At 69.7% G+C, this 7,541-nt stretch carries 9 protein-coding genes and 1 pseudogene; 9 read left to right on the top strand and 1 reads right to left on the bottom strand.

From position 1 onward, the window contains the following. From EJC49_RS26000 to EJC49_RS25395, 4 genes are all read left to right on the top strand, one after another. On the top strand, positions 1–192 hold a 192-nt coding region (locus tag EJC49_RS26000), incomplete at its 5' end, for a hypothetical protein (RefSeq protein ID WP_210211875.1). Then, positions 183–638 (top strand): cupin domain-containing protein, encoded by a 456-nt coding sequence (locus EJC49_RS25385; RefSeq protein ID WP_342635386.1) that lies wholly within the window; start codon positions 183–185, stop codon positions 636–638. The genes EJC49_RS26000 and EJC49_RS25385, both read left to right, overlap by 10 nt. Positions 639–854: 216 nt before the next feature. Beyond that, positions 855–1,373 carry a single-stranded DNA-binding protein gene (gene ssb, locus EJC49_RS25390; RefSeq protein WP_126702704.1) on the top strand — a complete coding sequence of 173 codons (519 nt, stop codon included), beginning with the start codon at positions 855–857 and terminating at the stop codon, positions 1,371–1,373. A gap of 26 nt (positions 1,374–1,399) precedes the next feature. After that, a complete protein-coding gene (locus EJC49_RS25395) occupies positions 1,400–3,052 on the top strand; it encodes a hypothetical protein (protein ID WP_126702705.1) in 1,653 nt (550 codons plus the stop codon). Here EJC49_RS25395 and EJC49_RS25400 read toward each other — a convergent pair. After that, positions 3,006–4,085 (bottom strand): glycosyltransferase family 4 protein, encoded by a 1,080-nt coding sequence (locus EJC49_RS25400; RefSeq protein WP_170314869.1) that lies wholly within the window; start codon positions 4,083–4,085, stop codon positions 3,006–3,008. The genes EJC49_RS25395 and EJC49_RS25400 overlap by 47 nt on opposite strands. 71 nt (positions 4,086–4,156) lie before the next feature. Between EJC49_RS25400 and EJC49_RS25405 the strand changes: the two genes are divergently transcribed. The 5 genes and pseudogenes from EJC49_RS25405 to EJC49_RS25425 form a co-directional block, all read left to right on the top strand. Then, positions 4,157–5,059 carry a sulfotransferase family protein gene (locus EJC49_RS25405; protein ID WP_126702707.1) on the top strand — a complete coding sequence of 301 codons (903 nt, stop codon included), beginning with the start codon at positions 4,157–4,159 and terminating at the stop codon, positions 5,057–5,059. After that, positions 5,049–5,639 carry a class I SAM-dependent methyltransferase gene (locus tag EJC49_RS25410; RefSeq protein ID WP_170314870.1) on the top strand — a complete coding sequence of 197 codons (591 nt, stop codon included), beginning with the start codon at positions 5,049–5,051 and terminating at the stop codon, positions 5,637–5,639. Before EJC49_RS25405 ends, EJC49_RS25410 begins: the two co-directional genes overlap by 11 nt. A gap of 13 nt (positions 5,640–5,652) precedes the next feature. Next, a complete protein-coding gene (locus tag EJC49_RS25415) occupies positions 5,653–6,651 on the top strand; it encodes a GDP-mannose 4,6-dehydratase (protein ID WP_126702709.1) in 999 nt (332 codons plus the stop codon). Positions 6,652–6,653: 2 nt separating this feature from the next. Then, the gene (locus tag EJC49_RS25420) at positions 6,654–7,352 is read left to right on the top strand and encodes a nucleotidyltransferase family protein (RefSeq protein ID WP_126702710.1); all 699 of its coding nucleotides are present in this window, start codon (positions 6,654–6,656) and stop codon (positions 7,350–7,352) included. Further along, positions 7,349–7,541, top strand: a pseudogene (locus EJC49_RS25425) (NAD-dependent epimerase/dehydratase family protein); the annotation flags it as partial. The gene EJC49_RS25420 and the pseudogene EJC49_RS25425, both read left to right, overlap by 4 nt.

Genomic DNA, 7,541 nt, shown 5'->3' on the forward strand with positions numbered 1-7,541 from the left:
CTCACTGTCGGATCCGACGAGCCGGGCGGTAAAGACACCGTCACGCGGCGCGCGGGCGTTTGTTCGGGGACGTTTCCGGCCATCCCGCAACGCCTCGTCAACCATCCCGCGCATCCCGCCGTTGCAGCCCCGCTGTTCGCCGCGCAGGATGTGCGGCATTCGATTCGGGACGGAGAACGACCATGCACATGACCACCATCGGCATCCGTGCCACGATTCTCGCCGCCGCGGCGCTGGCCGCCGGTCCCGCTTTCGCGCTCGACGACACGGCGCCTCAGCCGGTCGTGGTCACGCCGCTCGTCAGCACCAACGTCACGGCCGCCGGCCAGCCGATCGTCCTGCCGCAGAAGGACGCGCGCGTCATCGCCTCGCTCTTCGAGATCGCGCCGGGCGCGACGCTGCCGGTGCACAAGCACCCGTCGATGCGCTACGCCTACGTGCTCGAAGGCGAGCTTCTGGTCACCAATGTCGAGACCGGCGCCGCCACCACCTACCGCGCCGGCGATTTCATCGTCGAGATGCTCGACATCTGGCACCAGGGCGCCTCCGTCGGGCCGGACACCGTCCGGCTGGTGGTGATCGACCAGGTCGAGGGCGACGTCCAGAACACGCTGCTGCGGGCCAAGGCGACGCCCTGACCGGGACCCGCGCCGCGCCGCTGCGGGGGCGTCTGCCGGTCGCGGTGGCCATCTTGCGCCCGTTGCCGATCTGCGATAGAACATAACGGGAACGAAACTTGGTGTGGACAGGGGCGCATTTTTCGTCCGCAACCCTGCGGCCGCTTCGCCTTTCCTGTATAGGATGCGCGGGTTTCGCGGTGGCGAACGGTTTCGGACAGGCGTGGAGATTTCGAGATGGCAGGAAGCGTGAACAAGGTCATTCTGGTGGGAAACCTGGGAGCCGATCCCGAAATCCGCCGTCTCGGCTCGGGCGACCCGGTCGTCAACATGCGCATCGCCACGTCGGAAAGCTGGCGCGACAAGCAGTCGGGCGAGCGCCGCGAAAAGACCGAATGGCACAATGTCGTGATCTTCAACGACCAGCTCGCCAAGGTTGCCGAACAGTACCTGAAGAAGGGCATGAAGGTTTACATCGAGGGCCAGCTGCAGACCCGCAAATGGGAGAAGGACGGCGTCGAGCGCTACACGACCGAGGTCGTGCTGCAGCGCTTCCGGGGCGAGTTGCAGATGCTCGATTCACGCGGTGATCGCGAAGGCCAGTCGGTGGGCTATTCGGGCGGCCAGTCGTCGGGTCGCGGCGGTGGCTCGGATTTCGGCTCGTCGGGCCCGATGGACGATCGCGGCGGCAGCGGCGGCCGGGGCGGTGGCGGTGGCGGCTTTTCGCGCGACCTCGACGACGAAATTCCGTTCTGAGGCCTTGCCTCCGGGGCGTATGAGCCATGCCTCCGATTCAGGTCCGTATCGGGATCGCCGCTGACGGCGCGGCCTGGTGCCGGATCGACGACGAACGGCCGGCCTTGTTCTCGTCGCCGTCCGATCTGTGGCGGGAGATGGGGGCGCGACAGGGCGAGGCCGTCCATCTGCTGCCCGAGGGCACCGAACCGACCGGGGAGAGCGGGCTCGCGGCCGAGGCGATGGCAAAGCAGGGACGCCAGGCCTTTCTCGGCGGCGTCCTGCGGGCGGACGGGTTTGCGCTGGCCGCACCGTCGCGAGCCAATGCCGCCCGGTCGGCGCGCGTCCCCGGCGGCGGACTGATTCTCTCGACGGCCCTGGCGGGCGAGTTCGCCGCGCGTCTCGAAGGTTGGCGCTGGGACGGGTTCTGGTCGAGCGACCTCGCGGCCGTCACGCACGAGCTTTGCGAGCCGCTGTGCGATGGGCGGATCCTGGCCCGGCGATCGGCGGACGATCCGGGCGAAGCGCTCCGCACGGATCTCCTGTCGCCGCAGCGGGCCGGCTTCAGGTCGTATGATCCCGCAGCACCCACCATCGTTGTGCTCGGCGCGTGCGACGCCTCGTGCCTGCTCTATTTCGATGCCTTCTCCCGCTCCAGGGGCGTGAACCTGCGCTTCCTGCGGCCGTCGCATCCGGCGGCCGACCTGGGCTGGCTGTGCGCGGCATCGGCCGTGGTCTTCGTTCGCGGCCTGGCGCAAGGGCTGGAATCGGGCGTCGTCGACCTGATGCGGGCCATCGGGGTGCCGGTGTACTGGTTCGTCGACGATGACTTCCCGACCTTGTCGGCGGAGTATCCGAGTTTCGCCGCCTATCGACCCGACCGGATCGCCAGCCTGTCGGAGCGGATCAGCGGGATCATCGTGTCGACCGCACCCCTGGGCGACGCGCTGTCGCGAGCGATCGGCTTTCCAGCGGACCGCATCGCTGTTCTCGGGCCGCGAGTGTCGCGATACTGGCCGCGGCCGACGCGCCCGGCGGAGGGGATCGGCTTCATCGGTGGCACGTTCCGGGGCGAGGCGTTGCGCAGGCAGGTGATGCCGGCGCTGGCGGCGCTCGGACCGCTGCCCCGGATCGTGGCCTGCGACAATCTGCGGCCGTTCCTCGACGGCGTGGAGGCCGCGTGGGAGCCGTTCGAGCCCGACTTCCTCACCTTCCTGCATCGCTGGCAGCGCCGCGCCCCGGCCGTGATCGTCCATCCGCCCGGCCGCACCGGCAACCTGCCTGGCAAGAGCGACGCCACGATCCTCGTCGCACACATGATCGGGGCTGTGCCGGTGGTGCCCGACGAGACCGGCTACGCCGCCTGGGGCGAGGCGCAAGGGGTGGTGAAGGTTCGGGGCGACGGGTGGACGGAGGCGCTGCGGCACGTGCTGTCGCCGGGCGTCCCAGAGGACATGCGCGGCCGGCTCGAGGCCGCGCTTGCCGGCGAAGCGCGCGCTTCGGACGATGCCCGGCCGTTGCTTGAGGCGGTCGGTCGGCCGGCGCCGGTCGGCGAGGGGCTGTTCCACGAGCGGCTGAACGCGTCGCTCGGATCGCTGGTGCTGGCGCAGGCCTTCGTTCCGGCGCGGGTCCGCCGAAACCTCAAGCAGCGGCTCAGGGACTCGGCGGTGAAGCGGCTGGGGTGGCTGGGGCTCCGGTGATGGCCTCCTTGTAGCGGGCGAGGCGGGCGGCGAGCGGCTCCTGCGCCTCGACGCGCCGAAGCGCCTCGTCGGCAAGCGACCGACGCAGGGTCGGATCGCGCCGGAGACGACGCAGCGCCTCGGCGAAGGCGACATGGTCGCCGGGCTCGCACAGAAGGCCCGTCGATCCGTCCTCGACGAGCTCGGGGATGCCGCCGACGCGGCTGGCCACGACCGTCACGCCGCGCCGTTGCGCTTCCTGGACGACGAGCGGCCGTCCGTCGAGCAGCGACGGCACCAGGAGGACATCGAGGGCGGCAAACTGGCGCGCAAGGGCGTCGTCGTCGAGGCGACCGCGCCAGCGCACGTGGCGACGCAGGGAAAGCCGCAGGGCGTCCCACCGCACCCGACGCTGCATTTCGCCGCTGCCGGCCAGCACGAAGGCGAATTCCGCCTTCGGCAGCAGCGCGGCCACGCGCAGGACGGCGTGCGGATCCTTGATCGGGTCCATGCGGCCGATGAAGCCGACGAGAAGACGGCGGCCGTCGCGGCCGTCGCGGCGGGGGCGCGGCACGGCCGTAACGGCCGTCACGGCCGGCGCGCTGGGGATCAGTCGTGTCGGCGGACCGTCGAGACGCATCTCGCCGACGCTGGTCATGACGTCCAGGCTTTCGGCGATGACCACGTCGATGCAGGGGGCGAGCACACGCAGGCGGTCGCGGCCATCGGTGGAATTGAACAGGAAGGCGACCTGGCGCAGCGAGCGGCGCGCGGCCGAAAGCGCCGTTGCGAACGCGATCGCCGGGGGGAAATTGCACCAGACGACGGCTGCGGTGTCCGGCTCGGCGATGGCGGCGATGGCAGCGGCAGGATCGTCCGAGCCGAACGTCCGCCATCCATCGACCGCGCCGTCGAACCAGTCGCCCAGCGAACTCCCGGCCAGCGACCGGCGCGTGTCGATACGCAGTTCGACCTGGTACCCGTCGGCGCGCAGCGAACGGCAGATCAGCGACACCAGGCGTTCGCCGCCGCCGTAATGGGGGTAGGGGATCACGACGGCGATCTTGCCGCGTCTATTCGAATCTGCTGACATATCGCGGCTGCGGGGAGGCGTGCTGCTCATCGATGGACGCTTACATCACGAGCCCGAGCGCCGCCATGTCGGAGTTGCGCGCCGCGTTCGCGCACCTGCCGCCGCCGGTCATCGTGTACTGCAAGTCGCATTCGGGAAGCCGCCTCCTGGCCAGGCTGATGATGGCGGGCGGCATCTGGCTGGGCGAGAGGCGGAACGAATCGGAGGATTCCGCCGACATCCTTCGTCTGGTCGAGCCGCTGGTGCTGCGGCACTTTCCCGATTTCAGCCGATTGTTTGCGCGCGGCGATCACGACATCCTGGCGCTGGCGCACGACGTGATCACGGCGCATCTGCGCGGGCGGCCCGAAGGCTGCGCCTGGGGGTGGAAGCTCTGCGAGACCGGCTATGCCTTGCCGCTGCTGCACCGGATCTTCCCCGAGGCGTCCTTCGTTCACCTGCTGCGCGACGGCCGCGACGTCGCCTTTTGCGACCACGTGGCGCCGGAAAGCGCGTTCTGGAAGAAGATCTATTTCAGCACCGACGACATCGAACGCTGGAACGGGCTGAAGCTCACCGAGAGGGCGTACCTGCGGACGCCGCACGTGTTCAACGCGCAGCACTGGGTGAACAGCGTCACCGTGGGCCGCGCCTTCGGCACGATGGCCGGAGAGCGCTACCACGAGATCCGCTACGAGGCCGTGATCGCCGATCCGGTCGGCACCATGCGCGGGCTTTTCGACGCCCTTGGCCTTGCCATGGACGACAAAGGCGTGGACGCGTCGGCCTCCACCGTGCACGAGGGCAGCGTCGGCAAGCACCGTCGGAGGCCGGCCGGCCAGCAGCGGGCTGCGCTTCGCGTGCTCGGGCCGACGCTGCGGGCTTTCGGATATGGGCTCGATGATCCGGCGGCCGGCTGCTTTGCCCGCTTCATGGGGAGGTTTCGTGCATCCTGACGTTCGGTCGGCTTTCGAAATGCTGATCCTGGAATTGCCGCCGCCGACAAGCGTGCTGGAAGTGGGGCAGCATGCCGGCGAGGCGGCGCTGATCGACCTCCCTGTGCTGTCGCGGGCCGGCGAACGCGTCGCGGTGGGGCTCGATGCCGGAGGCGATCTCGCGGGCGTGACCGTGATCCGCGGCAATGCGAACGACCTGGCGGCTTTCGGGTCCGACCATTTCGACCTCGTCCTCTGCAACTCGATGCTCGAGCATGATGCGCGGTTCTGGCTCAGCCTGTCGGAGATGCGCCGCGTCACCCGGCCCGGCGGTTGCATGATCGTCGGAGTGCCGGGATATGGCGCCATGCGCGGCCGCCCACGCGGCTGGCGCCGCCGGCTGGCCGCCCTGGTCGGCGGCAATGCCCCTGCCGCCGCAGCGGCATCGACCCCGACACTGGGACTTCACGGCTATCCATGCGATTACTATCGTTTCAGCCGCTCGGCCGTGGAAGAGGTTTTCCTCGACGGCTGCGAGGGCAGGGCGGTGATCGAGGTGATGGACCCGCCTCGATTCATCGGCAGGGGGCGCAAGGCATGACGGGGCAGTTCGCGTGAGCAGGACGGGAGGCATCGTGGTCACCGGCGCGGGCGGGTTCATCGGCAGCCACCTCGCCGAGGCGGCCCTTGCCGCCGGCCTGTCGACGACCCTGATGCTGCGCTATTCCTCGCAGGGGGGCATCGGCAACCTCGTCGACCTCGATCCGGACACGCTGTCGCGGGCCGACATGGTGTGGGGCGACATCACCGACGGCCGCAGTCTGGCTCGCATCATCGAGGGCGCGGACGCGGTCGTCCACCTCGCCGCGCTGATCGGGATCCCCTATTCGCTCGCCGCACCGGAGAGCTACGTGGCGACGAACGTCACCGGCACGCTGAACGTGCTGGAGGCGGCACGTCTGGCCGGCGTCGGGCGCGTGGTGCTGGTCTCCACCTCCGAGGTCTATGGCGACGCCGAGACGGCGGCGATCGACGAGACGCATCCGCTCAAACCGCAGTCGCCCTATGCCGCGACCAAGGTGGCGGCCGAGGCACTGGGGCGCGCCTGGCACCAGAGCTTCGACCTGCCGGTGACGATCATCCGCCCCTTCAACACGTTCGGGCCTCGCCAGAGCCGGCGCGCCGTCATTCCGACGATCATCGCGCAGGCGCTTCGGGGCGACGGGCTTCGGCTCGGCAGCCTCTGGCCGCAGCGCGACTTCACCTATGCGGCCGACACGGCGGCGGCGCTTCTGACGGCCGCGACCGCCGGCGACATCGGCCTCGGGCCATACAATCTGGGAACGGGGCGGTCGGTTTCGGTGGCGGACGTGGTCGAGATCGTGGGGCAAATCCTCGGCCGCAGGCTCGAGGTCGAGACGGATCCCGAACGGATCCGGCCGGCCAGCGGCGAGGTCGACCGGCTGACTGCCGACAACCGCCGCTTTCGCGAAGCGACCGGCTGGGGGCCCCGGCTGTCGCTGGAAGAAGGCATTGCCCGCACGATCGACCAACTTCGACGGGACGATGGGCGAAGTGACGGCCATCGCCGTACAGACGACTACCGGGTCTAGCCATGCAGGTGGTGATCATGGCCGGCGGGCTGGGAACGCGGCTTGCATCGCTGACACGACATCGCCCGAAGGCGCTGTTGCCGCTCGGAGACACGTCGCTGGTCGGTGCGTTGCTCGACCGGCTCTGCGCCTGCGGCATGACCGAAGCGGTGATCTGCGCCGGACACATGGGACATCTCATGGCCGAGACGCTCGGCACGGCCTGGCGCGGCGTGCCACTGCGCGTCTCGGTCGAGCCGCATCCGCTTGGGACGGCTGGCGGACTTGCGCTCGTGGCCGATCTCGCTCCCGATTTCCTCGTGGTGAACTGCGACATCGTGACGGATCTGGACTTCGGCGCGCTCTTCCACCACCACCGCGACAGCGGCGCGGCCGCGACCCTTGCCGCGGGCGAGTGGCGCGAGCGGCTGCGTTTCGGGATCGTCGAGGCCGACGCCGACGGGCGCGTGCTGCGGTTGCGCGAAAAGCCGGAGGTCTGTCACACCATCCTGCTCGGCGCCTATGCTCTGAACGCGAAAGCCGTGGCCGACGTCCTGCCGACGGCAGGCGAACGCATCGACATGCCCGACCTGCTGGCGCGAATGATTGCGACAGACGTCCCGGTGCGGCAGTTCTTCTCGACCGCGGAATGGGCCGATGTGGGGACGGTCGAGGATTACCGCAGCGTCTTGCGCGGCGCCGGGCCGCTGGAAGACCGTTGACCCGGCCGATCCTCATGACCGGCGCGAGCGGTTTCATCGGTCGCTGGATCGCCGCAGGTCTGGTCGGTCGCGGCGATTTGGTGGTTTCGTTCGGCCGCCGCGCGCCAGACCTGCCCGGCGTCGCGCATGTCGCAGGCGATCTCGGGCGCGTCGAGGAGGCGAGGGCGGTGGTCGAACGGCTGCAGCCGC

Source organism: Aquibium carbonis (assembly GCF_003970795.1).
Lineage (GTDB): Bacteria > Pseudomonadota > Alphaproteobacteria > Rhizobiales > Rhizobiaceae > Aquibium > Aquibium carbonis.

What these genes read in the sequence shown, in the direction of transcription:
- ssb (WP_126702704.1), top strand. Translation starts at nt 855, where the DNA reads ATGGCAGGAAGCGTGAACAAGGTCATTCTGGTGGGAAACCTGGGAGCC.
- EJC49_RS25420 (WP_126702710.1), top strand. Translation starts at nt 6,654, where the DNA reads ATGCAGGTGGTGATCATGGCCGGCGGGCTGGGAACGCGGCTTGCATCG.
- EJC49_RS25385 (WP_342635386.1), top strand. Translation starts at nt 183, where the DNA reads ATGCACATGACCACCATCGGCATCCGTGCCACGATTCTCGCCGCCGCG.
- EJC49_RS25395 (WP_126702705.1), top strand. Translation starts at nt 1,400, where the DNA reads ATGCCTCCGATTCAGGTCCGTATCGGGATCGCCGCTGACGGCGCGGCC.
- EJC49_RS25405 (WP_126702707.1), top strand. Translation starts at nt 4,157, where the DNA reads ATGGACGCTTACATCACGAGCCCGAGCGCCGCCATGTCGGAGTTGCGC.